Below are 25,673 nucleotides of genomic sequence, written 5' to 3'. Positions count from 1 at the left end.
CATGACGGCCGCACGCACCACCTCCCCCGCCGACCGCCCCCAACTGGGACTCCGTGAGCGCAAGAAGATCAAGACGCGCGAGGCGATCCGCACCGCGACCTACGCGCTGATCAAGGAGCAGGGGTACGACGCCACGACGATCGACCAGATCGCCGAGCGGGCCGAGGTGTCGCCGTCGACCGTCTTCCGGTACTTCCCGACCAAGGAGGACATCGTCCTCACGGACGAGTGGGACCCGATCCTCCTGGAAGAACTGCGGGCCCGCCCGGTGGACGAGCCATGGCCGGACACCGTCCGGTACGTGATGCTGAAGGCCGCCCGCATGGGCGTCAAGGACGATCTGGAGGTGGCGCGGCTGCGTACCCACCTGCTGGTCCAGGTGCCCGCGGTGCGCTCACGGATGATGGAGAGCATGTCGGTCACCGGCCGCATGTTCTGCGGCGCGATCGCCGAGCGCACCGGCCGCGACCCCGACAGCCTGGAGGTCCGCGTCTACGCGATGTCCCTCGTCGGCGGTCTGCTGGAGGCGTCCATGTACTGGGCCGAGCGCGGCCACCGGGACGACTTCGAGGACCTCCTCGACCGCACCCTGAACGTCCTGGAGCACGGCCTGCCTCGGCAGAACCCCGGAGAAAAGCCCTGAGACCGTCCCCCCTCCCCCGTGCCATCCTGACCGGGTGAGCACACCCGAGATCCACGTCGAAGTCGCCCCCGAGCTGGCCCTGTTCGTCCCGCACACCCGGCGCCGGGGCGCCCATGCCCTCGCCGTCGACGGAGTCTCCACCCTCGGCCATGTCGTCGAGTCGCTCGGCGTCCCGCTGACCGAGGTCGGTGCCCTGGTCGTCGACGGCCGGGAGGTGCCGGTCTCGCACATCCCCGGACACGGAGAGTCGGTGAGCGTCCGCCCGGTCGCCCGCCCCCAGCAGGTGCCGGGCGCACCGCTGCGCTTCCTCCTCGACGTCCACCTCGGCACCCTCGCCCGCCGGCTGCGGCTGCTCGGCGTGGACACGGCGTACGAGTCGACCGACATCGGCGACCCGGCGCTCGCCGCCCGCTCCGCGGCCGAGAAGCGGGTCATGCTCAGCCGTGACCGGGGCCTGCTGCGCCGCCGCGAGCTGTGGGCCGGCGCGTTCGTCTACAGCACCCGCCCCGACGACCAACTCCGTGACGTCCTCGACCGGTTCGCGCCCGCGCTGCACCCGTGGACGCGGTGCACCGCCTGCAACGGCCTGCTGAAGGAGGCCACCAAGGACGAGGTCGCCGACCAGCTGAAGCACGGCACGCACCGGTCGTACGACGTGTTCGCGCAGTGCCGGGAGTGCGGGCGGGCGTACTGGAAGGGCGCGCACCACGAGCAGCTGGAGGCCATCGTGGAGCGCGCCCTGGCGGAGTTCGCCGGCAACCGCTAGCGCTGCTACCGCTTCTTCACGTCACCCTTTCCGCAGGCGATGCCATCCCTGTTGGGATCAAGGCCGTGCCGGTCACGGCCGTGGACCTGCAGGCCGGTGCCGTAGCCCTGCTTCTTGAGCCAGTCGCACCGCTCGGCGACCTGTTTCACCTTCTTCGGGAAGGTCCACGGCACGCACTGGCTGATGGTGCCGTAGGAGTGGTCGCAGCCGTCGAAGCCGGCGGGCATCTTCACGCCCTTGTGGCCCTGGTGGTTCTGGTGGTCGCTGTGGGCGCTGCTCTCGGGGCTGGCCGTGCTCGTCTCGCTCGCGGGGGTCTCCTTCAGATCCTCCGCGAACTCCTGGACCCGGGCCGCGGCGACCTGGCCGTCCGCGCCGATCCGCACCCACTTCGACACCGACGGCACGCCGTTCGCGTCGACCACCGACAGCATGTACCAGCCGGGCGGTGCCAGGTTCGGGTTGCTGGTCAGGCTGAGGTCGATGGTGTTGCCCTCGACCCTCATCGGCAGGTCGACGTAGCGCTGGTTCGGGTCGGAGGAGTGGGTGATCGCGGCCGGGCGGATCAGGGACGCCTTCACCACCGGCTTGTCGACCGTGATGCGCTGCGAGGTGCCGTACGCCCAACTGTTGCCGGCCATCGACGTGATCTGCGGCCGGTCGCCCTTGAACAGGTACGGCGGCTTGTAGAGGGACACCCGCTGGTCGAAGGAGCCGTCGCCCGGGTTGTCGCCGACGCTCAGGACACGGCCGTCGGGCAGCAGCAGGGACGAGGAGTGGTACGTCCGCGGGACCGGGTCGGTCGCCAGGCCCGGCTCGAACTTGTTGGTCGCCGGGTCGTACATCGACGCCTCGAAGACGGGGTCCTCGCGGTAGGTGTGCAGGGCGCCGCCGGTCTCCAGGACCTTGCCGTCCGGGAGGATGACCGCGGAGACGTAGACCTTGCCCTGGTCGCCGGTCTGCGGGGTGCCGTCCTTGTAGTGGCCCTGCGGCAGGTTGGGCCCGGGCACGTACTGCGGGGAGTCGGCCTTCATGTCGATCAGGTCGACGAGCCGGTGTGCGTCGGGCGAGACGGTGTGGTTGCCGCCACCGATGGTGATGACCTTCTGGTCCTGGGCGGGCGGCAGCAGCACCGACATGGACTGGTCCCGCTCGTCCTTCTTGCGCAGGCCCGGCACCTCGGCGATGGTCCCGGCGTCGTAGTCGTAGACGGAGGCGCCGGTTCCGGGCAGGCCGTTGCCGAAGACATGGCTGCCGGTGTAGAAGAGGCGGCCGTCCTGGAGCAGGATCATCGACGGGTACAGGCCCCAGAAGGACCAGGCCTGCTTGGCCTCACCGAGCGGCAGCCACTTGTTCTGGGCGTAGGAGAAGTGCTCGTTGACGACCGTGCCCGAGGAGTCCTCGGCGAGGCCGCCCAGCGAGATGACGTCACCGTTGCCCATCGCGGTCGCCGACGGGTACCAGTGGCCCGCCAGCATGTCGTTGACCTTGGTGTACTTGTTCTGCGCCGGGTCGAAGACGTAGCTCGTCCGCAGGCCCTTGTAGCCGACGCTGCCGTCGGGGGCGGCGTAGTCCTTGTTGCCGCCCATGACGAGGACGCGGCCGTCGGGGAGCTGGACGTGTCCGGCGCAGAAGAAGTCCTCCGGCGTCGGGATGTCGGTGTAGGTGCCCGTCGCGGGGTCGTACACCGACGTCTTGAAGGTGCCCGCCTTGAACATGTCGAGGTCGTTGCCGGAGCCGGCGATCAGCAGGACCTTGCCGGTGTGCAGCAGCACCGAGTGGATGGCCCGGACCGGCATCTTCGTGGTCTGGACGGTCCACTCGCCCTTGCACTCCGGTCCCGTGCCGCCCGTGGTGCAGGGGTCGGGGTCGGAGGGGACGGTGGCGTCCGTCATCGCGTAGTCGTCGGTGGTGAGGGTGCCCACCCCGTAGAGGGCTCCGCCCCAGGTCACCTGGTCGGTGTTGGGCGGGATGACCGGGGTGCGGACCTCGGTGCGGGTCCAGCCGGCCGACTGTTCCAGGGTCTTGAGGTCGGTCCAGTAGACCCACCCGAGCTGGGTGTCGTGCCGGAAGAGGGTGAAGGCCACGTTCGGTGTCGTGGACTTGTACCAGAACGACAGGTCGTACTGGTGGTCCGGAGTGACCTGCGGGGCGCAGGAGTTCTCCAGCATCATCGTCTTGCGGTCGCCGTCGCCGCGCCGGGTCAGCTCGATACGGACGGCGCGGCTGCCGCTGTGGGCGTCGCCGGTGACGGTGAAGCTGTAGTCGTTGTCGCCCCAGCCCGACTTCTCGAAGCACTGGGGGAACTGGGACGCCCCGTCGAGGATCTCCAGGCCGGGGTTCTTCACCAGGTTGGTGGCGGCGGTGGCGGGTTGGGCGCCCAACGGGCTGAGCCCGAGGGCGGCGGCGAAGAGCATGAGGGCTGTCAGCAGCAGACGCGGTGTTCTCCCGCGGGGCAGCAGATGCCGCCGTGCTGGTCTTCGGGCTCCGTACATGGTGAGTCCCCCCTTGTTCACGGGCCCCCCTGAGGGCCTGCCTCGGGATCGGCAGGCCCTGTTCCACAGGTGGTGCGTCACTCGGTTACTCGTCGTTCTCGATGCGGAGGATGTCGATCCGGCCGCCGCCCTCGCCGAAGCTGGCGACGGGGGTGCCGTGCGCGAACAGGTCCCGCAGGGTGGGGAGATGCTCGCGCTCACCGCGCAGGGCGGGGGTGGACACGACGTAGTCGATGTCCTTCCAGCCGTGCGGCAGCGTCTTGGTGACCGCCGGGTCCTGGTCGAGCTTGTAGTGCCAGATGACCCCGGTGCCGGGGCGGTAGCCGGCGTCGACCGCGTCCAGCCACAGCACGCCGTCGGTGACGACGCGGACCTGGTCGCGGTCGCCGACGGGCGTCTCGCGCAGCCAGCGCGCGGCGTCGTGGTAGACGCCGTTGTCGTCGGCGGCGGTGGCGGCGCGGTCCCGCTCGTACCAGTGCGGTCCGGCGAGCACCGCGGCCACGGCCACGGCCGCGAGGGCGGCGGCGGGCCGCAGGTGCGGTTTGCCGGGCAGACGGGCGATCACGGCCTGGGCGAGTCCGGCCAGGGTGAGCGCCAGGAACGGCAGCACCTGCACGATGTACATCTGCGGCAGATATCCGCCGGGCCGCAGCGCGACCAGTGTCAGCACGAGGACGGCGAGGGCGGCCGGCCGCAGCCGGCGTACCGCGAACGCGCACACGGCCGCCGCGGCACCGCCGATCAGCAGATACGGGTCCCGGTCCAGCCAGTCCGTGAACAGCTGGTGGGCGTCGGTGCCCTCCTCGAAGGCCGAACCGCTGCCCTCGCGTCCGCCGAGCTGGAACTTGAGCGTGCCGAGCAGCGACACATGTCCGGCGCCGGGGAACAACTCGCCCTTGAGCAGGGCGTACAGCGGATAGAACAGGCCGGTCAGGACGAACCCGGAGCCGAAGCCCGCGAAGGAGAACTTGCGGGTGCTGGGGTGGCTGCCCTGCCAGAGGGTGACCAGCAGCACGGGCAGCAGGACGGCGATGGTCTCCTTGGAGAGCACCGCCATGGCGAACGCCATGCCGGCCGCGACGTGGTGCCACAGATGGCGGCGCGGCGACAGCGCGAAGGCGAAGGACACCAGCACCCACAGGACGGCGAAGTTGTCCAGGTAGATCTGCCGGTGCAGCACCACGGCGAGCGGCGACAGCGCGTACAGCAGCATCGCCGCGGCGGCCGTGGGGCGGGCGAGCCCGAGGCGTCGGCCGATCACATAGACCAGGACCATCGCCGCCGCGGCCACCGGCAGCATGGCGATCCGTCCCTGCACGAAGGTGGGCAGGTCGGGCAGGAGCCAGTTGGGCAGCCAGGACATGGTGGCGAGCTGCATCCAGCCCAGCGGCGGGTGGTCGTACCAGTAGGTGTAATGCGCGAGTTCACCGTGCTGTACGGCCCACGCCTGCGCGAGATACGTGCCCTCGTCGTCGTTCGGGAATGGGTAATTGCCGATTCCGAGAGCCCTCACGAGAAGGCCGGCAAGGAATATGGGCGCAACCCAGAGAAAATCTTTCCGTAACACGCTCCCGCGTATAGAGGTCCGTTCACTACCGGAATCCCCGGGTGTCTGCAGGGAAACGGAAGAAGAACCTTCGGAAATCTCAGTTTCGGACGCATCACGCGCACGTGTGTGCGGTATTGCAGTCCCCATGCGGAATCCCCCCACCCACTTCTGGGCTTGATGGCAGCCTGGAGGCCTCCCCCTTGAAACCCCCCGGAATCAGGCATGCCGGAGCATCATGGCACACCTTTCGTCCCGACATAACCTGAACATGTGATTCCGCTTGCGGCGGGGATCATCACGGCGAGACCACATTGCGGGGGAAATGCCGAACCTGCTAACTTCGGCCCTACTTTGCTCGTGGGCCCACTTTGATCATGCGCGAAAACTCCGGGAAACCGGAGAGGGAACCGGCTGGGAACCGGCCCGTCGCCAAGGGCCGTGCAATGATCACGAGCGTTCTGGAAGACCGTCGGTCGGGGGGCCGCAGACGGACGGAAGCATTCCGCGCTTTCGCGCACCTGTACGAGATGAACCATCGTTCACACGTTCAAGGATGACCAAGAAAGACCGAGGGGGGAATTCGTGGTCTCCGCCATTCTTTTCATCGATTCGATCGTCCTCATGGCCGCCGCCGGCATGACCCTGTGGTGGATGCTCCATGCCTGGCGCACCCCGGAGACACTGGAGTCGACGGCCTTCGCCACACCCGACGGCAGGTCGGACCTGTCCTTCTCGCTCCTCGTGCCCGCCCGGCACGAGGAGGCCGTCCTGCGGCACACGGTCGAGCAGATGCTGCGCATCGACCACCCGGACTACGAGATCCTGCTGATCGTCGGCCATGACGACCCCGGCACCGCCGCCATCGCCCACGAACTGGCCGCCGAGCACCCCGACAAGGTGCGCACGGTGGTCGACACCCACGCCAAGAAGAACAAGCCCCGCGCCCTCAACACCGCGCTGCCGCACGCCCGCGGCGAGGTCATCGGGGTCTTCGACGCCGAGGACGTCGTCCACCCCGAGCTGCTCAGCCACGTGGACTTCGCCTTCCGGCGCGAGAACGCCGATGTCGTCCAGGGCGGCGTCCAGCTGATCAACTACCAGAGCAGCTGGTACAGCCTGCGCAACTGCCTGGAGTACTTCTTCTGGTTCCGTAGCCGGCTGCACCTGCACGCCCGCAAGGGGTTCATCCCGCTCGGCGGCAACACCGTCTTCGTCCGGTCCGCACTGCTGCGGGAGACCGGCGGCTGGGACGGCAACTGCCTCGCCGAGGACTGCGACCTGGGCGTCCGGCTGTCCAGCGGCGGCGCCAAGGTCGTCGTCGCCTACCACTCCGCGCTCGTCACCCGCGAGGAGACGCCCGACTCGGTCAAGGCGCTCTACAAGCAGCGCACCCGCTGGAACCAGGGGTTCCTGCAGGTCCTGCGCAAGGGCGAGTGGCGTCAACTGCCCGGCTTCGGCCAGCGGATGCTCGCCCGCTACACGCTCAGCACCCCGTTCGTGCAGGCTGCGACCGGTGTGATGATCCCGCTGGGTGTTCTCTTCGCCGTCATCGGCGGCGTTCCGCTGCCGTTCTCGATGTTCGCCTGGCTGCCCATGCTGCCGATGGTCGCCATGATCGTCTTCGAGGCGGTCGCCCTGCACGACTTCGGCCGTGAGTACGGCTTCCGCATCGGCTTCGGCCACTACGCCAAGCTCGTCCTCGGCGGTCCCGTGTACGCCGTGATCCTCGCGGCCGCCGCGCTGCGCGCCGTGTGGCGCGAGTACACCGGGCGCCGCGACTGGGAGCTGACCTCGCACGTCGGCGCCCACCTTCCCGTCCAGACCCCGCAGCCCCAGGAGGCACGGTGACGGCGCTGCCCGCCCACGTGTCCATAGTCGTCCCGACCTTCAACGAAGCCGACAACATCCACGAGCTGCTCTCCCGCATCTCCGCCGCGATCCCCTCCGGCACCCGCGCGGAGGTCGTCTTCGCCGACGACTCCACCGACCGCACCTGCGAGGTCATCGAGGAGGCGGCGGCGTACAGCCGCGTCCCGGTGGTCCTGCACCACCGGCCCGTCCCCGAGGGCGGCCTCGGCGGCGCCGTGGTCGAGGGCATCGCCCGCGCCTCGGCGCCCTGGATCGTCGTCATCGACGCCGACCTCCAGCACCCTCCGGAACTCATCCCCGAACTGATCGCCCGCGGCGAGGCCACCGGCGCCGAGCTGGTCGTGGCCAGCCGTTACGCGGCCGGCGGCGACCGCAGCGGCCTCGACGGCGGCTACCGCAAGCTGGTCTCCAGCACCTCCACGCTGGTCACCAAGTCCCTGTTCCCCCGCGCCCTGAACGGCCTCACCGACCCGATGAGCGGCTTCTTCGCCATCCGCCGCACAGCCGTCGACCGGGCCTCGACGGAGGACGAGGGCCTCCAGCCCCTCGGCTACAAGATCCTCCTCGAACTGGCGGTACGGTGCCGGCCGCGCGGCATCGCCGAGGTGCCGTACGCCTTCGGCGAGCGACACGCCGGCGAGTCCAAGTCGACGGCCCGCGAGGGCATGCGCTTCCTGCGCCACCTCATCACCCTGCGCACCGCCGACCCCCGCGCCCGCGCCGTGGTCTTCGGCCTGATCGGCCTCTCCGGCTTCGTCCCCAATCTGGCCCTGCTCTGGCTCCTCACCACCTGGGCCCCCGGCCTCCACTACGCACCGGCGGAGATCATCGCCAACCAGGCCGGACTGCTGTGGAACTTCGCCCTGATCGACTCCTTCGTCTACCGCAACCAGCGCCGCCACCGCCGACGCGGCGTACGACTCCTGTCCTTCGCGGCCGTCGGCAACATCGACCTGGTCGCCCGCATCCCACTGGCCGCCCTCCTCATCGGCGCCGGCGGCATGACGGCCCTGCCGGCCACGGCCCTCGCCATGGCCATCGTCTTCACCGCCCGCTTCCTGGTCGTGGACCGGTGGTTGTACCGCCGCCTGCAGAAGCGGACTCCAGCGACGACTCCGGTCACGGTCACCAGGCCCACTCCGGATCCGGTGCCGGATCCGGTCCCGGACCCGCTGGGCTGACGGCCGTCGAAGGTGCCCGGGGGGACGAGTGTCCCGCCGGGCACCTTCGCATCCCGGCCCAGGGCAGCGTGCTGAGGGGCGCGGGGCTGTATCGATATGCGGCTCCGCCGCGGGGGCGCGACCAGCCACAACGAACCCGCACCCCGCAACGCACAAAATCCCCCACCTCAAACCCGCCCCCGCTCACCCTCACGGAGTGAGCTTCGCTCGCAACCCCACAGCATCCGTCACCGGCATCTCACAAACAAACCGTCGGCAGACATACGCAGTCGGCGCGCCGCCGACCAACTCACGCCCCGCGAGCAGCGGAAACTCCTCACTGCCCGGCGTGCCGCAGGCAACAACCGCCCCCGGCGCAGCCCCCAGCAGGGCGGTGCGATGCAACTCCCGCGTGCCGTCGTCCTCCGCGGACGGTCCGACGACGGCCACCTCACGCGGCCCGTCCAGCAACGCCTCGGCCGCAGCGAGCCCCCACCCGATGAACCGCGGCACCCGCGGCCCCAGCGCCTTCACGACCCCCAACGCCCGCTCCGCCGCGGAGCGATGCGGCTCGGAGCCGGTGTGGGCGGCATAGGAGAGCAGCGCCCCCGCCGCCGCCGACCACCCGGAGGGCACCGCGTTGTCGGTCGGATCCTGCGGCCGACGAATCAGCCGCTCCGCGTCCGCGGCCGTGTCGTACAGCGCCCCCGACTCGGGGTCCGCGAAGCGAACCAGCACATGGTCGAGCAGGAAGCCCGCGAACTCCAGCCACACCCCCTCCCCCGTCACGGAGGCCAGCGCCAGGAACCCCTCCGCCACGTCGGCGTAGTCCTCCAGCACCCCCGCGTTGGCCCCGACATGACCGTCCTTGCTGGTGCGGGCCAGCCGCGCCCGGTCGTCGAGGTGCAGCCGGACCAGGAGGTCGGCGGCGGTGAGGGCCGCGTCGACCAGGTCGGGGCGGTCGAAGTAGGCGCCGGTCTCGGCGAGCGCGGCGATGGCGAGGCCGTTCCAGGCGGCGACGACCTTGTCGTCCCGGCCGGGGGCGGGACGGGACGCCCGCGCCTCGAACAGCCGCTCCTTGATCGAGGCGATCTTCTCGGCGTCGAACACCCCTTCGTGCTGCGGGAGTTGGAGCACAGAGGCCCCCTCCTCGAAGGTGCCCTGCTCGGTGACGCCGAAGTAGTGCGCGGCCAGCTCCGCGTCCTCGGCGCCGAGGACCTCGGTGAGCTGCGCGGGCGTCCAGACGTAGTACGCGCCCTCGACATGCCTGCCCGTGCCGTCGTCGCTGTCGGCGTCCAGCGCGGAGGCGAACCCGCCCTCGGCGGTGCGCAGTTCACGCACCATGAAGTCGGCGGTCTCCAGCGCGACCCGCCGGGCCTGCTCCGACCCGGTGGCCCGCCACAGATGGGCGTACACCCGGCACAGCAGCGCGTTGTCGTACAGCATCTTCTCGAAGTGCGGCACGACCCAGTCCCGGTCCACGGAGTAACGGGCGAAGCCGCCCCCGAGCTGGTCGTAGATCCCGCCCCGGGCCATCCGCTCGCAGGTGTCCTGTGCCATCTGCAGGGCGCCCTCGGCCCCGGTCCGCGCGTGGTGCCGCAGCAGGAACTCGATCACCATGGACGGCGGGAACTTCGGCGCTCCGCCGAACCCGCCGCGCTGCGGGTCGTACTCCCGGGTCAGCCCGAGCAGCGCCTGCGCGAGCTCCTGCTCCCCCGGCGCCACGCCGGCCCCGTACGAGATCTCCCGCCCCGCCAGGTCCCGCACGATCTTCCCGGCGACCTCGGCGACCTCCTCCCGCCGGTCGCTCCAGGCGTGCCGCACGCCCTCCAGCACCTGCCGGAAGGAGGGCATGCCGTGGCGGGGGGCGGGCGGGAAGTACGTGCCGAAGTAGAAGGGCTCGGCGTCCGGTGTGAGGAACACGGTCATCGGCCAGCCGCCCTGACCGGTGGCGGCCTGGACGGCCTCCATGTACACGGCGTCGACGTCGGGGCGTTCCTCGCGGTCGACCTTGACGCTGAGGAAGTGCGCGTTGAGGTAGTCGGCGGTCTCCTGGTCCTCGAAGGACTCGTGGGCCATCACATGGCACCAGTGGCAGCTCGAGTACCCGACGCTCAGCAGCACGGGCACCCCCCGCCTGCGCGCCTCCTCGAACGCCTCCGCCGACCAGGGCCACCAGTCGACCGGGTTGTCGGCGTGCTGGAGGAGGTAGGGGGAGGTCTCATGGGCCAGTCGGTTCGCCATGGGATCCATCCTGCCGCAGTACCCCGCCGGGCACGTGTCAGGCGTCCTGCCACTCGCCGTCGGCCCCGGCGATCGGACCCCGTTCGCACCCTCGCGCCCGTGGGCCCGCCGCAGCACACTTGACCAGGACACGCTGTGGCCGCCAAAGGGGGACGTGACATGCGGAACAGCCATCGGGCGGAAGCCGAGCGGCTGTTGGTACGGGCCGTGGAGGAAGAGGTACGGCGCTCGGGCGGCCGTACCGACCGGCAGGGGCTGACGACGCGGGCGCGGGGCGCACTGGACGCGATACTGCAGACCGCCGCCGAGGAGTACGAGGCGTACGCGCGGGCCGTGGAGGAGACGGAGGCCGGCCGGCCCAGCTTCGGCCGGCGGTACGCACGGGAGGCCGGTGGCGGTACTCCGCTGCTGGTGGCGGGCGTCGCGGCCGTGACGACCGCCGTCGCCGACCTGGCGCTGGGCACGGGTCCGGGCACGGCGCTGGGGGCCTGCGTGGCCGTCGGGGTCGTCGGCGCGGCGACGACCGTCGTGAAGGCGGCGGGATCGCATCTGCCGGCCGCGCATCACCACGCGGGCGAGGCCGGTCAGCCCGGCGGGCCGGAACAGCTGAGACTCCAGTGGCTGACGGCGCTGGAGGTGCGCGGGATCCGTCCGTTCCTGGACCAGCAGCGGGTGTTGAGCGCGACGACGGGGCCGAAGAAGCCGGGGCCGCAGTTGCGCGGCGCGGACAAGAGCGCGGCGGCACGCGGGCGGACGGTGCTGGAGCAGTCGTACGGTCAACTGCCCGAGCTGATCGGGCCGTTCGCGGGGCGGCGGCAGGAAATGGGGCGGATCCGGCAGTGGGTGCAGGCGGCCCGGGCCGGCACGCAGACCCAGCCGACGGTGGTCGTCCTGCACGGGGCTCCGGGCAGTGGCCGCAGCGCGCTGGCGGTGCGGGCGGCGCACGATCTGCGGGACCAGTTCCGGGGCGCGTGCGTGGTGGACCTGCGCGGGGACAGCGCGCAGGAGGCGCCGCTGTCCACCCGGGACGCGCTGCTGCACCTGCTGAACCGGCTCGGCGCACCCCGCGAGCAGCTTCTCTTCCGTGAGCGTTCCTCCCCGGAACAGCAGGTCAAGCGGCTGGTCGAGCTGTACCACCAGCATCTGACGGGCCTGCCGGTGACGGTGATCCTGGACGACGCCTCCGACGCCGAACAGGTCCGCGCGCTCGTCCCCGAACGCTCCGACAGCCTGGTGCTGGTCACCGCACGGGACCCGCTGAACCTGCCGGCCGACCTGTCCGCCTGGGTGCACGACCTGCCGGTGCGGCCCCTGGAGGCGGCGGGCGCGGAGGAGCTGCTGGGCGCGGCGGCGCAGGACGCCTCCGGTCCGTACGACGCCGAATCCGCCGACCGGATCACGGAGTTGTGCGGCGGGCTGCCGCTGGCGCTGCGGGTGGCGGGCTCCTCGCTGGGCCCGCGCTCCCCGCGCCGGCTGGCGTCGGACCTGGGGGCGTACGGCCCGGTGGATCCGGTCGAGCGCGCGCTGTGGCTGCGCTACACCGACCTGCCGGACGTCACCCGCCGGCTGCTGCGACGGCTGGCGCTGGCCGGGCGGGCCTCGCTCGGTGCGGCGGCCGCGGCGGCCCTGCTCGCGACCGACCGCACGGAGGCGACCCGTCATCTGACGGCCCTCGCGCAGGCGGGGCTCGTCGACCATGTCCGCGGCGACCGCTACCGCCTGCACGACCTGGTCCGCGCCTTCGCCCAGGCCCGCCTCGCCGACGAGGAGGAGCTGGCCGACCGCACGGCCGCCCAGGAACGCCTCATCGTCAGCTACGCCGAGCTCGCCGACTCGGTGCTGCGCCTGGTCGACGGCAACATGTCGACCCGGTCGGACCGCTTCACCCCGCACGGCTTCACCTCCCTCGACGAGGCGCTGCGCTGGCTGGACGACGAGTCCAGCTTCATCACCGCGACCCTGCGGCAGACCGAGGGCGTCGACCAGGCGGCCGTACTGAGCCTGCTGGGCGCCCTGTGCGACTACTGCCTGCTGCGCGGCGACCTCTACCGCCTCGGCGAGATCAGCGAGCTGGCGCAGTCGGTCGGCCAGGACCTGCTGGTGCACTCCGTGCGGTGGCGTACGGGTATCGCGGCCCGCCAGCTGGGCGAGCTGGACAAGGCCCGCACGACGCTCAGTTCGGTGGTCGACCTCTATCTCCAGGCCCACCACGACGCGGGCGCGGCCCGCGCGCTGTGCTCGCTGGGCATCACCCTGCACCACCAGGGCAACCTCGAGGAGGCGGCGGCGAAGCTGCGGGAGGCCCTGGACCTCCAGGCAGCGCCCGAGCTGGCGACGGACCGGGCGTGGACGATGCACGCGCTGGCGGCGGTGGAACGGGACCGGGCGCGGCTGGCCGAGGCCCTGGACCTGCTGACCCGCTCCCTGGTCCTGCACCGCGAGGGCGGCTCGGTGCACGGCGAGGCATGGGCCCACTACCAGCTCGGCCAGTTGAACCTCCGCCGCGGCGACGTCCCGCGCGCGGAGACCGACCTGCGCCGGGCCCTCGAGCTGTACGGCCGCACCCGCGACAGCCGCGGCGAGGCCTGGGCGCTGACCCAGCTGGCCCGCGCCCGCCTCATCGCCGGCGACCCGTCCCCGGCGGTGGACGGCCTGCGCGGCGCTGCCTCCCGCCATCGGGACAACGAGGACGCGCGCGGCGAGGCGTGGACCGTGTACTACCTGGGCCTCGCCCTGGAGGAGACGGGCGACCTGGACCGGGCCGTCCGTGAACTCGAACGCTCCAGATCCCTCTTCTCCCGGATGCGCGACGTCTACGGCCTGGCCTGCGCCCGCCACCACTCGGCCCGGGTGACGAGAGACCAGCGCGCGGCACAGACGGGGTCACTGCGCAACTCGGGCTTCGCCCGCCAGCTCCTCATGGACGCCCGCGCCGACTTCCAGCGCATCGGCCTCGCCCACGGCGAGGCCTGGACCTGTCTGGAACTCGCGATCGTCGACGCGGGCAACGCCCGCCTCCCGCAAGCCCTCACCCTCTGCGACGAGGCGGCAGCCCTCTTCGCCTCCTACGGCGACCACCGCGGCGAGGACTGGGCCCGCTTCCTGCGCTGCACCCTGCTGCCGTACGCGGCCCCGGGCGGCGTCGAGATCGGCACAGCGGTGGCCCAGGAGGAACTGACCCAGCTGGCGCGATCCGCCCACCCGCTGCGCGACACCAGGCTCACGGAGTCCCTGGACGCGTACGCGCTGCTGCTGGAGCGAGGGGTACGACTGGAGTCGGGCTGGCAGGCCTGGCGCCTGGGCATGGTCCCGGGAAGGCACGCGCGGGAGGTGATGGGGGTGGCGGTGCAGGGCGGGGAGGGGTGAACAGTCTGTCTGCAGCACCCGGGCCGCCGCATGCGCTGCGGCCCGCCCCCACCGATGTCGCCGACTCCGACCCGCCCGGTCCACGCGCCGGCGCCTGATCCGCGGGCCCGCGTCCGGCAGGCTCGGCGCAGCCCGGCGCGCTGGCCGAGCCCCGCCCGGACGAGCTCGCCCCGTTCCCACCGGGCCGGGGCGTGGCGTGGCGGGCGGCCGGGGCCGCGTGGTGGGCGGCCGGGGGTGGGGCCTGGCTCAGCCCTTCGCCGACGAGGTCTTCCCCGGGGCGCCCTTGCCGGAGGTGCCCTCCTCGGCTGTGTCCGTGTCCTCCGGGGCCTCCGTGAAGTCGACCTTGCCCATGTGCTTGTTCATGGACTTCATCAGGCCCCACACCGCGATCGCCATCACCGCGAAGACGATGAAGCCGAGGACGCCAGGGGTGACCTTGTCCTCGTCCACCTCCTTCGCGAGGGTGGTGAGGTGCGTCATTGCCAGGCTCACGCTTGCGCTCATGTCAGGCATTGTCGCGGATGCCCGCAAAGAGGTCGTCCTCGGGGAGGGAGACATCGACCCGCGACTTCGCGAGCTCGTACTCCTCCGTCGGCCAGACCTCCTTCTGGACCTCCAGCGGCACCCGGAACCAGCCCCCGTCGGGGTCGATCTGCGTGGCGTGCGCGATCAGCGCCTTGTCGCGGATCTCGTAGAAGTCGGCGCACGGGATGTGCGTGGTGAGCGTGCGGTCCTTGATCCCGGTCTCGTCCCAGCGCTTGAGCCAGTCCCCGTAGGGGGAATCCAGTCCGCGGTCGAGCATCGCCTGGTGCAGCGCCTCGGTGCGCGGACGGTTGAAGCCCTGGTTGTAGTACAGCTTCAGCGGCCGGTACGCCGGCCCGAACTCGTCCTCCGGGTACTTCGCGGTGTCGTCCGCGCCCTCGAAGGCCACCATCGAGATCTTGTGGGTCATGATGTGGTCGGGGTGCGGGTAGCCGCCGTTCTCGTCGTAGGTGGTGATCACCTGCGGACGGAAGGAGCGGATCTGCTTCACCAGCTCCCCGGCAGCGGTGTCGACGTCCTCCAGGGCGAAGCAGCCCTCGGGCAGCGGCGGCAGCGGGTCGCCCTCGGGCAGGCCGGAGTCGACGAAGCCGAGCCACTCCTGCTTCACGCCGAGGATCTCCCGGGCCTCGTCCATCTCCCTCTTGCGGACCTCGTGGATGTGCTCCTCGATGTACTTGTCGCCCTGCAGCTTGGGGTTGAGGATGGAGCCGCGCTCCCCGCCCGTGCAGGTCACGACCAGCACGTCCACCCCCTCGGACACGTACTTCGCCATGGTGGCCGCGCCCTTGCTCGACTCGTCGTCGGGGTGCGCGTGGACGGCCATCAGTCGTAGCTGGTCAGTCAAGACTCAATCCTCGGTAAGTCGGCGCCCCCCGTACGAAGGGGTGCGATCGGCGGCTTCTATAGTGACCGAATCGGGGGGTCAATAATTCCGGAGCCGGGCTCCGGGAGCCCTTTCGGGACATTTGTCCCGTGCCCTGTCGAGAGGACGATCATGAGTACGGCGAGCACGCGGCCGCCCGAGGGCCGTTACGGCCGTTCCTCGGACGAGCGCGCCGACCGCACGCTCAAGCTCGTCGGCGCCGCCCTGGGCGCGGCCCTGCTCGCACTGGTGGGCTACTTCGCCTACCACTACGTCGGCCAGAACAAGATCAGCGGCGAGGTGATCTCCTTCGAGATCACGGACAACGCGGTGCAGGTGCACCTGGAGGTCCGCAAGGACGCCGGCGCGAGCGGCTACTGCACGGTCCGCTCGCAGGCCGAGAACGGCGCCGAGGTGGGCCGCGCGGACTTCCGCTTCTCCGGCTCGGACACACGCATCGACAAGGTGGTCACGCTCCGTACCACGACGAAGGGCACGTCGGCCGAGCTGCTCGGCTGCCACCCGGACTGACACAGACTGACACCGGGACCGTGTCCTCCGGAATAGGTAGGCCCTGACCTGCGTTGACGTAATTCTGATGGCTTATGTCCTCCCCCTTCGGCCACTGAATTGTTAGGCTCGTGGTTTCGCCCATCCCTGGAGGAACATGCTTCTGGGTAGGGCGATGCTTTGTATTCCCAGCACCGACGAGGAGCACCCTGTGACCCAGACCAGCGAGAACGTCACCTGGCTGACCCAGGAGGCGTACAACAAGCTCAAGGATGAGCTTGAGTACCTTACTGGTCCTGCGCGCACGGAGATCGCCGCCAAGATCGCGGCCGCGCGCGAGGAGGGCGACCTGCGTGAGAACGGCGGGTACCACGCGGCCAAGGAGGAGCAGGGCAAGCAGGAGCTCCGTGTGCGCCAGCTGACCCAGCTCCTGGAGAATGCGAAGGTCGGCGAGGCCCCGGCCTCCGCGGACGGCGCGGTGGCACCCGGCATGGTCGTGACGATCGCCTTCGACAGTGACGAGGACGACACCCTGACCTTCCTGCTGGCTTCGCGCGAGTACGCGAGCTCCGACATCGAGACCTACTCGCCGCAGTCCCCGCTGGGCGCCGGCGTGATCGGCCACAAGGTCGGCGAGGACGCGGAGTACGAGCTGCCGAACGGCAAGAAGGCCTCCGTGCGCATCCTCAAGGCCGAGCCCTACAACGGCTGACTGGCCGTTTCCGCCTGGACGAGGCCCCTGGCGCCCCCCGTGGCGCCAGGGGCCTCGTCATGCGTCATGCGCGGGTGCCGCGGTCACACCGCTCCGGTCCGGCCGTGCTCACGCGGTGGCCGAGCGGTACTTGCGCACCGCCAGCGTGCGGAAGATCAGGATGATCAGCACCGAGTAGATCAGTGAGGCCCAGACCGGGTGCTGCATGGGCCAGGCGTCGGAGGGCGACTGGCCGGGGTTGGCGAAGAGGACGCGGCAGGCCTGGACGGTGGCGCTGAAGGGGTTCCACTCGGCGATGTGGCGCAACCAGGGCGTCATGTTGCTGGTGTCCACGAACGCGTTCGAGATGAAGGTGACCGGGAAGAGCCAGATCAGTCCGCCGGAGGTGGCCGCCTCGGGGGTGCGCACGGACAGGCCGATGAGGGCGCCGATCCAGGTGAAGGCGTAGCCGAGCAGGAGCAGCAGCCCGAAGGCGGCCAGGACGCGGCCGGCGTTCGTGTCGCCGTCGGAGCCGACGCGCCAGCCGACCAGAAGGGCGACGACGGCGAGGACGAGCAGCGTGAGGGCCGTCTGCACGAGGTCGGCGAGGGTGCGTCCGGTGAGGACCGCGCCGCGGGCCATGGGCAGGGAGCGGAAGCGGTCGATGAGGCCCTTGTGCATGTCGTCGGCGATGCCCGCGCCGGCTCCGGCGGTGGCGAAGGTGACGGTCTGGGCGAAGATCCCCGCCATGAGGAAGTTCTTGTAGCCGGTGGCGCTGGTGCTGCCGCCGATCTGCATCGATCCGCCGAAGACGTAGGTGAACAGCACCACGAACATGATGGGCTGAATCAGCCCGAAGATCACCATTTCCGGGATCCTGGACATCCTGATCAGGTTGCGTTTTGCAACGACCAGGGAGTCCCGGACGGCCTGCCCGAACGGGCGGGTGGGCGCCGTGCTCCGGACGGTGTCGGTGACGGCGCTCATGCCGTGGCCTCCTTGCCGTTCTCGTCGTTCTTGGCCTCGGCCACGTGTCCCGTCAGGGACAGGAAGACGTCGTCGAGGGTGGGGCGGCGCAGGCCGATGTCGTCGATCTCGATGCCGCGGGTGTCCAGCTCGCGGATGACCTCGGCGAGGAGCTTCGCGCCGCCGGTGACGGGCACGGTGAGCTTGCGGGTGTGCTCCTCGACGGTGGTCTCGCCCTTGCCGAAGCCGGCCAGCACCTCCGCGGCCGTCGGGATGTGCTCGCGTTCGTGCACCACGACCTCCACACGCTCGCCGCCGGTGCGGGCCTTGAGCTGGTCGGAGGTGCCGCGGGCGATGACCCGGCCATGGTCGACGACCGCGATGTCGTGCGCGAGGTGGTCGGCCTCCTCCAGGTACTGCGTGGTCAGCAGCAGGGTCGTACCGCCGGAGACGAGGCGCTTGATCACGTCCCACAGCAGTTGGCGGTTGCGCGGGTCGAGGCCGGTGGTCGGCTCGTCCATGAACATGACGGGCGGCGACACCACCAGCGCGGCGGCCAGGTCGAGCCGGCGGCGCATGCCGCCGGAGTAGGTCTTCGCCGTGCGGTCGGCGGCGTCCGTGAGATCGAACTGCTCCAGCAGCTCGGCGGCCCGGGCCTTCGCCGCGGCGGCCTTCATCTGGTAGAGCTGGCCGACCATCTGGAGGTTCTCGCGGCCGGTCAGATACTCGTCGACGGCGGCGAACTGGCCGGACAGGCCGATCGAGCGCCGGACCTCGTTGGGGTGCTTGAGCACGTCCATACCGGCGACCACGGCGCGGCCGCGGTCGGGGCGCAGAAGGGTGGTCAGGCAGCGGACCGTGGTGGTCTTGCCCGCGCCGTTCGGTCCGAGGAGGCCGAGGACCGTGCCTTCCGGGACGTCGAGGTCGACGCCGTCCAGAGCCCTTACGTCACCGAAGGTCTTCACCAGGCCTTCGGCGTAGATGGCGCCTGGCATATAAGTCTCCACGTCGTTGGGGACAAGTCGTTGATTTCGCCTGTGGGGGTTCGGTGGGGGGAGTCGGGATTCGTCGGCGCGACACACCATAACGCGATGTATCGCGTCCCTCAATGCACTTTCTCGAACGAGTGACGACGAGGGGCCTGACCTCAGTCGATGACGATGTAGCCGGCCTCGCGCAGGGCCTGGCCGACCTCGGCGCAGTGCGCCGGACCCTTCGTCTCCAGGTGCAGCTCGACCTCCGCCTCCGTGAGCCCGAGCCGTGGGTCGGTCCGGACATGGCTCACGTCGAGGACATTAGCGTCGACCACTGACAACACCCCGAGAAGCGTGGCGAGGGCGCCCGGCCGGTCCGTCAGACGCAGACGAACGGCCAGGTAGCGGCCCTGCGCGGCCATGCCGTGCCGCAGAACGCGCTGCATCAGCACCGGGTCGACGTTCCCGCCGGAGAGCACCGCGACGACCGGACCCTCGAAGGCGCCGGGCGCGCTCAGCAGCGCCGCGACCGGGCTCGCCCCGGCCGGCTCGACGACCAGCTTGGCCCGCTCCAGGCACAGCAGCAGCGCGGTGGACAACGCGTCCTCCGTCACCGTGCGCACCTCGTCGACCAGGGCACCGACGATCCCGAACGGCACGTCGCCGGGCCGGCCGACCCGGATGCCGTCGGCCATCGTCGCCGGGTTGTCGATCGCCATCGGCCGCCCGGCCGCCAGCGAGGGCGGATACGCCGCCGCCCCCTCCGCCTGCACGCCGACGATCCGCACATCGGGCCGCAGCGCCTTCACCGCGACCGCGATGCCCGCCGCCAGACCCCCGCCACCGATCCCGACGACGATCGTGCGCACCTCCGGGCACTGCTCCAGGATCTCCAGCCCGACCGTGCCCTGCCCCGCGATGACGTCCGGATGGTCGAAGGGGTGGATGAACACCGCACCGGTCTCCGCCGCGTACTCCTGCGCCGCCGCCAGTGTCTCGTCGACCACCTGCCCGTGCAGGCGTACCTCAGCGCCGTACTCCCGGGTCGCGCTGATCTTCGGCAGCGGGGCGCCCTTCGGCATGAACACCGTGGAGCGCACGCCCAGCAGCGACGACGCCAGCGCCACGCCCTGCGCGTGGTTGCCGGCGCTCGCGGCGACGACCCCGGCGGCGCGCTCCTCCGGCAGCAGCCCGGCGATCCGCACGTACGCGCCGCGTAGCTTGAACGAACCCGTCCGCTGGAGGTTCTCGCACTTGAAGTGCACCGGCGCCCCGACGAGCTGGGACAGATGCCTGCTGCCCTCCATCGCGGTCACCCGCGCCACTCCCGAGAGCATCTTCTGGGCGCCGCGCACATCGTCGAGAGTGACGGACCGAAAGGAGTCAGCCGTGCCGTAGCTCATGACTCAAGCATCGCAGTTCACAGGCGGAAACGACCGCTGTGACCAACCACCGAGACTGGTTTCCGCAGCGCCGGTACGGCCCGCCTTCCGGCCGCGTACCCTGTCCCCCAACCCAGCACCCCCTTCATGAAGTGAGCCCCCGGCCATGCCCACAACACCTGAAATGTCGATGGACATGACGACCGTCGGTGACACCGGTCTTCTCGACACGCTGCAGCACGAGGTCGCCGTCTTCGCGCGCCGTGCCGAACAGACCCGGCTCGGCGGCGTCGGGCAGGTGCGCAACTCCATGGACCGCGCCGCGTACCTGCTGCTCAACCGCCTCGACAAGGAAGGTCCGATGGGCGTCAAGGCGCTCGCCGCGAGCATGGGCATCGACTCGTCGACCGTCACCCGGCAGGTGGCTCCGCTCGTCGACACCGGCCTGGTCAAGCGCACCTCGCACCCCGAGGACGGGCGGGCCGTGGTGCTCCAGCTGTCCCCGCGCGGGATGTCCCGCCTGGAGGAAGTGCGCTCCTCCCGGCGTCAGTTGATGGCCGAGCTGACCGAGGACTGGGCGCCGGAGGAGCGCGAGGCGTTCTGCACGCTCCTCACACGGTTCAACAGCGCGCTGTCCGCCCGGATGGCCGCCCAGGGCGTCCCGGGCGTTCCGGGCGCGGAGCCCGCCCCTGCTTCCTGACGCCCCGCGCGCGGGGCGTCGATCCCGCGCGTGCGCGGCTCTTGACCGACGGCCCGCCCCTGGCCTCATATGAGACCGGGTCCCCGTTCGCCGCATACGGCCGGGATCCGTTTCCAGGGGGTCGCCGGCAGGCGGGAGGCGCGCGATGCGAGCACGGCATGCGGCTGAGGGCGCCCGTCGGGCCCGGGAGTTCGAGGCGTTCGTCGCCGGCGCGGGCGGCCGGCTGCTGCACGCCGCCACCCTGCTCACCGCGGAGGCACCGGACGACAACCCCCGCGCGCGGCGCCTCCTCACCCTGGTCCTCGCGCACACGTACGCGTGCTGGGGCCGCCTCCACGGCGAGGACCCGTACAACCACGCCCGCCAGCACCTCGCCACCCGCTTCGCCCACGGCGCCTGGCACCAGTACGGCACCCTGACCCGCACCCGTCCCACCGGTGCCCTGGCCCGCCTCACCCCGCAGGAACGCCTCATCCTCGTCCTCAGGCTCTACGAGGGCGTCGCCGAGGAACAGGTGGCGGCCCTCCTCGGCCTGCCGTCCGAACGCGTCCACACCATCTGCGACCGCGCGACGGCAACACTGCTGCATCCCCCGCGAAAACGACCGGCGGCAGTGGTGGGCGCCAAGGCGGCGACGTCGTGAGGCGACCGGGCGGACACGGTGACGGCACCGGTGTGCGGCCGTCCGTCGAGGGGAGGCCCGGATGAACCGGTCCGAGCGGGAGGCCGCTGTACGGCAGATCATGGAGCGGGCGGTGCCGCGGATGCCGCCGGAGCTGCACGCGGACGTCGTACGCCGGGGCAGCCGCATGTTGCGCCGGCGGACGCTCGCCCGGCGTCTGCTGTGGCTGCTGCTGTTCGCGGCCGTCGTGGGGTTCACCGTCTGGGCGGTGACGGTCCAGCCGTGGGTGGAGCCGCCGTCGGAGACGACCCCACCCCTGACCGACTGGTGAGCGCCCTGGAGCCCCTGAGCCCCTTGTGCCCCTCGTACCCCTGAGCCCTTTCAGGGACCGACTAGCCGAGGGCCTGCTGGAGGTCCTCCAGGAGGTCGTCGACGTTCTCGATGCCGACGGAGAGACGGACCAGGTCGGCCGGGACCTCCAGGGCCGAGCCGGCCGCGGACGCGTGCGTCATGCGCCCCGGGTGCTCGATCAGGGACTCCACGCCGCCCAGGGACTCGCCGAGGGTGAACACCTTGGCGCGGTTGCACACCTCGACGGCCGCCTCCTCGCCGCCCGCGACCTGGAACGACACCATGCCGCCGAACGCCCGCATCTGCTTGGCGGCGACCTCGTGACCGGGGTGGTCCGGCAGCCCCGGGTACAGAACGCGCGTCACGCGCGCGTGCCGGGTCAGCATGTCGGCGATCTTCGTCGCGTTCTCGCTGTGCCGGTCCATCCGCACCGACAGCGTCTTCGTGCCGCGCAGCACCAGCCAGGAGTCGAACGGCCCGGCGACCGCGCCCATCGCGTTCTGGTGGTACGCCAGCTCCTCGCCGAGGTCCCGGTCGCTCACGACCAGCGCGCCGCCGACGACGTCCGAGTGACCGCCCATGTACTTGGTCAGCGAGTGCACGACGACATCGGCGCCGAGCGCCAGCGGCTGCTGCAGATACGGCGTGGCGAAGGTGTTGTCGACGACGAGCCGGGCGCCCGCGTCCCGGGCGACCTGGGCGACGGCGGCGATGTCGGTGATGCCGAGGAGCGGGTTGGAGGGGGTCTCCACCCACACCACCTTCGTCTTCGGGGTGATCGCGGCCCGTACGGCAGCCGGGTCGCTGGTGTCGGCGACCGACCACTCCACACCCCACCGGGAGACGACCTTCGCGAACAGCCGGAACGTGCCGCCGTACGCGTCGTTCGGGATGACCACGTGGTCCCCGGGGGTGAGCAGCGTACGCAACAGGCAGTCCTCGGCCGCCAGTCCGGACGCGAACGCGAGACCCCGGACGCCGCCCTCCAGGGCGGCCAGGTTCTCCTCCAGGGCGGTCCTGGTCGGGTTGGCGCTACGGCTGTACTCGTAGCCGCCCCGCAGTCCGCCGACGCCGTCCTGCTTGTAGGTCGAGACCTGGTAGATCGGCGGGACGACCGCGCCGGTGAGGGGATCGGCGGTGTTGCCCGCGTGGATCGCCAGGGTCTCGAAGTGCTGACTGATGTGCCTGTCGCTCATGGGCATCGAGCGTAGTGCGCCAAAGGGGCAGGCGGGGGACAGCGGGCTGCCGGGCGCTCACCGGCTTCGCCGCGTCCCGGCCCCGGGCCGAAGGTTTTCCACAGGTCGGGCGGAGGGGGTTGGCCAATTGTCGGCGGCGTCTGGAACCCTTGAGACATGGAGATTCTGTGGGTCCTGATGGCGCTGGTCATGCTCAGCTTCGTGCTGCTGCCGTTCCTGCGGCGCAGGCGCGGCATGATCGAGCAGGTCCCGGCGGGCCACCCGGACGCCGCGGACCCGGCGAACTACGGCTTCGTCCGCGAGGAGGAGCTGGACATCCGCATGCCCGGCCCCGACCAGGACCTGCTGGACGTCCTGGACGTGGTGCAGCGCACGCAGGACTACCGGGCGGCCCAGCAACTCCTGGCCGGTACGGAGACGGAGGGCGAGGTGCGCTGGCAGCGCGTCCAGGCCTTCGCCGGCGCCGCCGCGCTGGAGCTGCAGCAGCGGCCGGGAGGGGTCAGTGACACGCCCGGCGGGCAGTGGCTGCGGGTGTGGCGGACCGAGGCCCCCAAGGACGCGGGCGGCGCGGCGGTGCACGCCGAGTTCCTGGTACAGCAGGCGTGGCGGACGTCCACGCCGGGCACGGACGACTTCCGGATCATCATGGAGGAGGCGAAGGACGCCTGCGGCCAGGCGGCACTGCTCGCCCCCGGTGACCCGATCCCGTACATCGTCGAACTGTCGGTGGCCCGCGGACTGAACTACTCACAGGCGGAGTTCGAGCAGCTCTGGCTGAAGATCCTGGACCGTGCCCCGGCGCACATGGGGGCGCATCTGGCGGCCCTGCACTACTGGTGCGAGAAGTGGCACGGCTCGCGCGAGACGGCGATGACGTTCGCGGAGGCCGCGGCGGCCAGAGCTCCCCAGGGTTCCCTTCTGGCGGCGATGCCCCTGTTCGCGGTGTTCGAGCACCTGCCCGAGGTGAACCTGGTCAGCGGCTTCTACCAGAGCGAGGTCGTGAAGAAGGCCATCCACGGCGCGCTGTTCGCGGTGCACGCCGCCCGCTCCGACGACCCGATGCTGGCGCACGTCCGCCATCTCCTCGTCTTCTTCCTGGTGCGCGCCGAGCGCTGGTCGGAGGCCATGAACCAGCTGATACACGTCGACGGCCACGTGGGCGCGCTGCCGTGGACGCTGTCCCCGGACCCGGCCGCGGAGTTCGCGGTCTACCGGGCGCTGGCGGTGGCGGGCTACGAGGCGAACGGCGGCAGCCCGGCGACGCTGCCGCACTGAGGCCGGGCCCGGAATTCGCCGGACCTCCCGCACGTTGACGTCTGCGGACCCCCGATTGGAGACCGCATGTTCCTGCACAGCCGTACGCCCCAGCTCCCGACGCCCGAGCAGGCTCTGCGCGGTCGCCCGGAGCCGGCGTTCTCCGTCCCCGACCGCCACACGGTACTCGGCAACCCCCTCCTCGGCCCCTACCCCGAGGGCCTGGAGGTCGCCGACTTCGGCCTGGGCTGCTTCTGGGGCGCGGAGCGCAAGTTCTGGCAGCTCCCCGCGGGCGTGTGGACCACGCTGGTCGGCTACCAGGGCGGCCACACCGAGAACCCCACCTACGAGGAGGTCTGCTCGGGCCTGACCGGCCACACGGAGGTGGTCCGCGTGGTCTTCGACCCGAAGATCGTCTCGTACGAAGCCCTCCTGAAGACCTTCTGGGAGTCCCACGACCCCACCCAGGGCTTCCGCCAGGGCAACGACGTCGGCACCCAGTACCGCTCCGCCGTCTACACCCACTCCCCCACCCAGTCGGCCACGGCAGAAGCCTCCCGGGAGGCCTACCAGAAGGTCCTCACGGCCTCGGGCCACGGCACGATCACGACGGAGATCCTCCCGGCGGAGGGCCGGACGTTCTATCCGGCGGAGGCGTACCACCAGCAGTACCTCGACAAGAACCCGGCGGGTTACTGCGGCATCGGTGGGACGGGGGTGTCCTGCCCGATCGGTGTGGCCAAGGCCGACGGGTGAGCAGGGGCGTCGCACCGACGCTGCTGGAAGCGCTGTGGCAGGAACGGCGACCGTCGGGCCCGCCCATCGCCCACACGTTCCGCACCACGTACGCGGATCACTGGGTGCGCTTCCACAGCCTCCCCGGGTCGAAGCGCTACCCGGAGTCCGAGGACGAGTACGCGATCGTTCTGGATCGGTACAACACGGTCCTCGATGACCTGTTCGCCGACACGGATGTGTTCGTGGTGACCATGGATTGGTCGAACACACCGACCGGCCCTGCCGGTTATCCGACGCCACGCCAGGAACTCCACCCCGACGGCATCCACTGGTGGACCGAACCGGATGTGGATGACTTCGACCCGGAGTTCCATACCTATACGCGCCTGTACGCCGACCGACGGCCGTGGCGGCCCGGCTGCGTCGACGACCTGCTGCGCGCCGTCGCCGATGAAGCGGTCGTCGAGGTGTTCATCACTGACACGAACCTCCGCCGCATCCACCACCCCTACGACGGCGGCGCGGACATCATCCTCACCACGCCGGCCGAACGGGACGAGCTTCGCGACCGGCACGCAGACTGGCTCTCCAGCCACCCGGCGGGCCTTTGACACGAACAGCCGGGATGAGAATCCCGAGCCGCCGCGCCGCAGTCATCCCGGGCCGCCGGGTGCAGGCTGGTGGCCGCCGCCGGTGGGCTCGAAGCCGGCCAAATCTGCTCCAGCGCCGCCTGGTTCGGCCCGACGAACGCCGATTCGCTGATCGCGCCGCGCCCTGCTCGTCCATCGTCGGCCT

The 25,673-nt window shown here is 70.9% G+C and carries 22 protein-coding genes; 13 read left to right on the top strand and 9 right to left on the bottom strand.

From position 1 onward, the window contains the following. Position 1 precedes the first annotated feature (1 nt). On the top strand, positions 2 to 643 hold the full coding sequence (locus IE263_RS08410; protein ID WP_444545093.1) for a TetR/AcrR family transcriptional regulator: 642 nt from the start codon (positions 2 to 4) through the stop codon (positions 641 to 643). A 34-nt stretch (positions 644 to 677) separates the two neighbouring features. Then, positions 678 to 1,409 (top strand): Mut7-C RNAse domain-containing protein, encoded by a 732-nt coding sequence (locus tag IE263_RS08405; protein ID WP_189933887.1) that lies wholly within the window; start codon positions 678 to 680, stop codon positions 1,407 to 1,409. Between the two features lie 5 nt (positions 1,410 to 1,414). Here the strand turns inward: IE263_RS08405 and IE263_RS08400 are convergent, their stop codons facing one another. Both IE263_RS08400 and IE263_RS08395 read right to left on the bottom strand, forming a co-directional pair. After that, on the bottom strand, positions 1,415 to 3,823 hold the full coding sequence (locus IE263_RS08400) for a galactose oxidase early set domain-containing protein (RefSeq protein ID WP_229910871.1): 2,409 nt from the start codon (positions 3,821 to 3,823) through the stop codon (positions 1,415 to 1,417). A gap of 163 nt (positions 3,824 to 3,986) precedes the next feature. Then, on the bottom strand, positions 3,987 to 5,414 hold the full coding sequence (locus IE263_RS08395; protein ID WP_189933885.1) for an ArnT family glycosyltransferase: 1,428 nt from the start codon (positions 5,412 to 5,414) through the stop codon (positions 3,987 to 3,989). Between the two features lie 657 nt (positions 5,415 to 6,071). Here IE263_RS08395 and IE263_RS08390 point away from each other — a divergent pair. Continuing rightward, positions 6,072 to 7,298 (top strand): glycosyltransferase, encoded by a 1,227-nt coding sequence (locus tag IE263_RS08390; RefSeq protein ID WP_189934336.1) that lies wholly within the window; start codon positions 6,072 to 6,074, stop codon positions 7,296 to 7,298. After that, positions 7,295 to 8,500: a glycosyltransferase gene (locus IE263_RS08385; protein ID WP_189933883.1), complete on the top strand. Its 1,206-nt coding sequence runs from the start codon at positions 7,295 to 7,297 to the stop codon at positions 8,498 to 8,500. The genes IE263_RS08390 and IE263_RS08385 overlap by 4 nt, the downstream gene beginning before the upstream one ends. 189 nt (positions 8,501 to 8,689) lie before the next feature. Here the strand turns inward: IE263_RS08385 and IE263_RS08380 are convergent, their stop codons facing one another. Continuing rightward, positions 8,690 to 10,723 (bottom strand): thioredoxin domain-containing protein, encoded by a 2,034-nt coding sequence (locus IE263_RS08380; protein WP_189933881.1) that lies wholly within the window; start codon positions 10,721 to 10,723, stop codon positions 8,690 to 8,692. 159 nt (positions 10,724 to 10,882) lie between these two features. On the opposite strand from IE263_RS08380, the gene IE263_RS08375 reads away from it, so the two are divergent. Next, positions 10,883 to 14,089, top strand: a complete 3,207-nt coding sequence (locus IE263_RS08375; protein ID WP_189933879.1) for a tetratricopeptide repeat protein — start codon at positions 10,883 to 10,885, stop codon at positions 14,087 to 14,089. Between the two features lie 246 nt (positions 14,090 to 14,335). On the opposite strand, the gene IE263_RS08370 is transcribed toward IE263_RS08375, so the two are convergent. Together IE263_RS08370 and mca are read right to left on the bottom strand one after the other, a co-directional pair. Beyond that, the gene (locus tag IE263_RS08370; RefSeq protein WP_189933877.1) at positions 14,336 to 14,602 is read right to left on the bottom strand and encodes a hypothetical protein; all 267 of its coding nucleotides are present in this window, start codon (positions 14,600 to 14,602) and stop codon (positions 14,336 to 14,338) included. Beyond that, positions 14,595 to 15,455, bottom strand: coding sequence for a mycothiol conjugate amidase Mca (gene mca, locus IE263_RS08365; protein ID WP_189934334.1), 861 nt, complete (start codon positions 15,453 to 15,455; stop codon positions 14,595 to 14,597). Before mca ends, IE263_RS08370 begins: the two co-directional genes overlap by 8 nt. A gap of 171 nt (positions 15,456 to 15,626) precedes the next feature. Between mca and IE263_RS08360 the strand changes: the two genes are divergently transcribed. Next, on the top strand, positions 15,627 to 16,025 hold the full coding sequence (locus IE263_RS08360) for a DUF4307 domain-containing protein (RefSeq protein ID WP_189933875.1): 399 nt from the start codon (positions 15,627 to 15,629) through the stop codon (positions 16,023 to 16,025). A 190-nt stretch (positions 16,026 to 16,215) separates the two neighbouring features. Continuing rightward, positions 16,216 to 16,716 carry a transcription elongation factor GreA gene (greA, locus tag IE263_RS08355; RefSeq protein ID WP_189933873.1) on the top strand — a complete coding sequence of 167 codons (501 nt, stop codon included), beginning with the start codon at positions 16,216 to 16,218 and terminating at the stop codon, positions 16,714 to 16,716. Between the two features lie 108 nt (positions 16,717 to 16,824). Here greA and IE263_RS08350 read toward each other — a convergent pair whose 3' ends face one another. The 3 genes from IE263_RS08350 to ilvA form a co-directional block, all read right to left on the bottom strand. Then, positions 16,825 to 17,682: an ABC transporter permease gene (locus tag IE263_RS08350; protein WP_189933871.1), complete on the bottom strand. Its 858-nt coding sequence runs from the start codon at positions 17,680 to 17,682 to the stop codon at positions 16,825 to 16,827. Further along, a complete protein-coding gene (locus tag IE263_RS08345; RefSeq protein ID WP_189933869.1) occupies positions 17,679 to 18,656 on the bottom strand; it encodes an ATP-binding cassette domain-containing protein in 978 nt (325 codons plus the stop codon). Before IE263_RS08345 ends, IE263_RS08350 begins: the two co-directional genes overlap by 4 nt. 152 nt (positions 18,657 to 18,808) lie before the next feature. After that, a complete protein-coding gene (ilvA, locus tag IE263_RS08340) occupies positions 18,809 to 20,038 on the bottom strand; it encodes a threonine ammonia-lyase (protein ID WP_189933860.1) in 1,230 nt (409 codons plus the stop codon). A gap of 163 nt (positions 20,039 to 20,201) precedes the next feature. Between ilvA and IE263_RS08335 the strand changes: the two genes are divergently transcribed. From IE263_RS08335 to IE263_RS08325, 3 genes are all read left to right on the top strand, one after another. Then, a complete protein-coding gene (locus tag IE263_RS08335) occupies positions 20,202 to 20,717 on the top strand; it encodes a MarR family winged helix-turn-helix transcriptional regulator (RefSeq protein WP_189934332.1) in 516 nt (171 codons plus the stop codon). Between the two features lie 145 nt (positions 20,718 to 20,862). Further along, positions 20,863 to 21,360 carry a sigma factor-like helix-turn-helix DNA-binding protein gene (locus tag IE263_RS08330; protein ID WP_189933858.1) on the top strand — a complete coding sequence of 166 codons (498 nt, stop codon included), beginning with the start codon at positions 20,863 to 20,865 and terminating at the stop codon, positions 21,358 to 21,360. A gap of 61 nt (positions 21,361 to 21,421) precedes the next feature. Then, positions 21,422 to 21,670: a hypothetical protein gene (locus IE263_RS08325; protein ID WP_189933856.1), complete on the top strand. Its 249-nt coding sequence runs from the start codon at positions 21,422 to 21,424 to the stop codon at positions 21,668 to 21,670. A gap of 61 nt (positions 21,671 to 21,731) precedes the next feature. On the opposite strand, the gene IE263_RS08320 is transcribed toward IE263_RS08325, so the two are convergent. After that, positions 21,732 to 22,886, bottom strand: coding sequence for a cystathionine gamma-synthase (locus tag IE263_RS08320; protein WP_189933855.1), 1,155 nt, complete (start codon positions 22,884 to 22,886; stop codon positions 21,732 to 21,734). A 156-nt stretch (positions 22,887 to 23,042) separates the two neighbouring features. Between IE263_RS08320 and IE263_RS08315 the strand changes: the two genes are divergently transcribed. The 3 genes from IE263_RS08315 (at position 23,043) to IE263_RS08305 (ending at position 25,489) form a co-directional block, all read left to right on the top strand. Next, positions 23,043 to 24,161, top strand: coding sequence for a hypothetical protein (locus tag IE263_RS08315; RefSeq protein ID WP_189933852.1), 1,119 nt, complete (start codon positions 23,043 to 23,045; stop codon positions 24,159 to 24,161). Between the two features lie 66 nt (positions 24,162 to 24,227). Beyond that, entirely contained in the window at positions 24,228 to 24,896 is a 669-nt protein-coding gene (gene msrA, locus IE263_RS08310; RefSeq protein ID WP_189933850.1) for a peptide-methionine (S)-S-oxide reductase MsrA, read from the top strand. A 104-nt stretch (positions 24,897 to 25,000) separates the two neighbouring features. Next, positions 25,001 to 25,489: a DUF3885 domain-containing protein gene (locus IE263_RS08305; protein ID WP_189934331.1), complete on the top strand. Its 489-nt coding sequence runs from the start codon at positions 25,001 to 25,003 to the stop codon at positions 25,487 to 25,489. Positions 25,490 to 25,673 lie beyond the last annotated feature (184 nt).

This window comes from Streptomyces aurantiogriseus, assembly GCF_014649375.1.
Lineage (GTDB): Bacteria > Actinomycetota > Actinomycetes > Streptomycetales > Streptomycetaceae > Streptomyces > Streptomyces aurantiogriseus.
Note: the sequence above shows the minus strand (reverse complement) of the source record. Positions and strands in the feature narration are given on the sequence as shown.

What these genes read in the sequence shown, in the direction of transcription:
- IE263_RS08410 (WP_444545093.1), top strand. Translation starts at nt 2, where the DNA reads ATGACGGCCGCACGCACCACCTCCCCCGCCGACCGCCCCCAACTGGGA.
- IE263_RS08400 (WP_229910871.1), bottom strand. Translation starts at nt 3,823, where the DNA reads ATGCTCTTCGCCGCCGCCCTCGGGCTCAGCCCGTTGGGCGCCCAACCC.
- IE263_RS08390 (WP_189934336.1), top strand. Translation starts at nt 6,072, where the DNA reads ATGGCCGCCGCCGGCATGACCCTGTGGTGGATGCTCCATGCCTGGCGC.
- IE263_RS08380 (WP_189933881.1), bottom strand. Translation starts at nt 10,723, where the DNA reads ATGGCGAACCGACTGGCCCATGAGACCTCCCCCTACCTCCTCCAGCAC.
- IE263_RS08375 (WP_189933879.1), top strand. Translation starts at nt 10,883, where the DNA reads ATGCGGAACAGCCATCGGGCGGAAGCCGAGCGGCTGTTGGTACGGGCC.
- IE263_RS08370 (WP_189933877.1), bottom strand. Translation starts at nt 14,602, where the DNA reads ATGCCTGACATGAGCGCAAGCGTGAGCCTGGCAATGACGCACCTCACC.
- mca (WP_189934334.1), bottom strand. Translation starts at nt 15,455, where the DNA reads ATGGCCGTCCACGCGCACCCCGACGACGAGTCGAGCAAGGGCGCGGCC.
- IE263_RS08360 (WP_189933875.1), top strand. Translation starts at nt 15,627, where the DNA reads ATGAGTACGGCGAGCACGCGGCCGCCCGAGGGCCGTTACGGCCGTTCC.
- IE263_RS08350 (WP_189933871.1), bottom strand. Translation starts at nt 17,682, where the DNA reads ATGAGCGCCGTCACCGACACCGTCCGGAGCACGGCGCCCACCCGCCCG.
- IE263_RS08345 (WP_189933869.1), bottom strand. Translation starts at nt 18,656, where the DNA reads ATGCCAGGCGCCATCTACGCCGAAGGCCTGGTGAAGACCTTCGGTGAC.
- ilvA (WP_189933860.1), bottom strand. Translation starts at nt 20,038, where the DNA reads ATGAGCTACGGCACGGCTGACTCCTTTCGGTCCGTCACTCTCGACGAT.
- IE263_RS08335 (WP_189934332.1), top strand. Translation starts at nt 20,202, where the DNA reads ATGTCGATGGACATGACGACCGTCGGTGACACCGGTCTTCTCGACACG.
- IE263_RS08330 (WP_189933858.1), top strand. Translation starts at nt 20,863, where the DNA reads ATGCGAGCACGGCATGCGGCTGAGGGCGCCCGTCGGGCCCGGGAGTTC.
- IE263_RS08325 (WP_189933856.1), top strand. Translation starts at nt 21,422, where the DNA reads ATGAACCGGTCCGAGCGGGAGGCCGCTGTACGGCAGATCATGGAGCGG.
- IE263_RS08320 (WP_189933855.1), bottom strand. Translation starts at nt 22,886, where the DNA reads ATGAGCGACAGGCACATCAGTCAGCACTTCGAGACCCTGGCGATCCAC.
- IE263_RS08315 (WP_189933852.1), top strand. Translation starts at nt 23,043, where the DNA reads ATGGAGATTCTGTGGGTCCTGATGGCGCTGGTCATGCTCAGCTTCGTG.
- msrA (WP_189933850.1), top strand. Translation starts at nt 24,228, where the DNA reads ATGTTCCTGCACAGCCGTACGCCCCAGCTCCCGACGCCCGAGCAGGCT.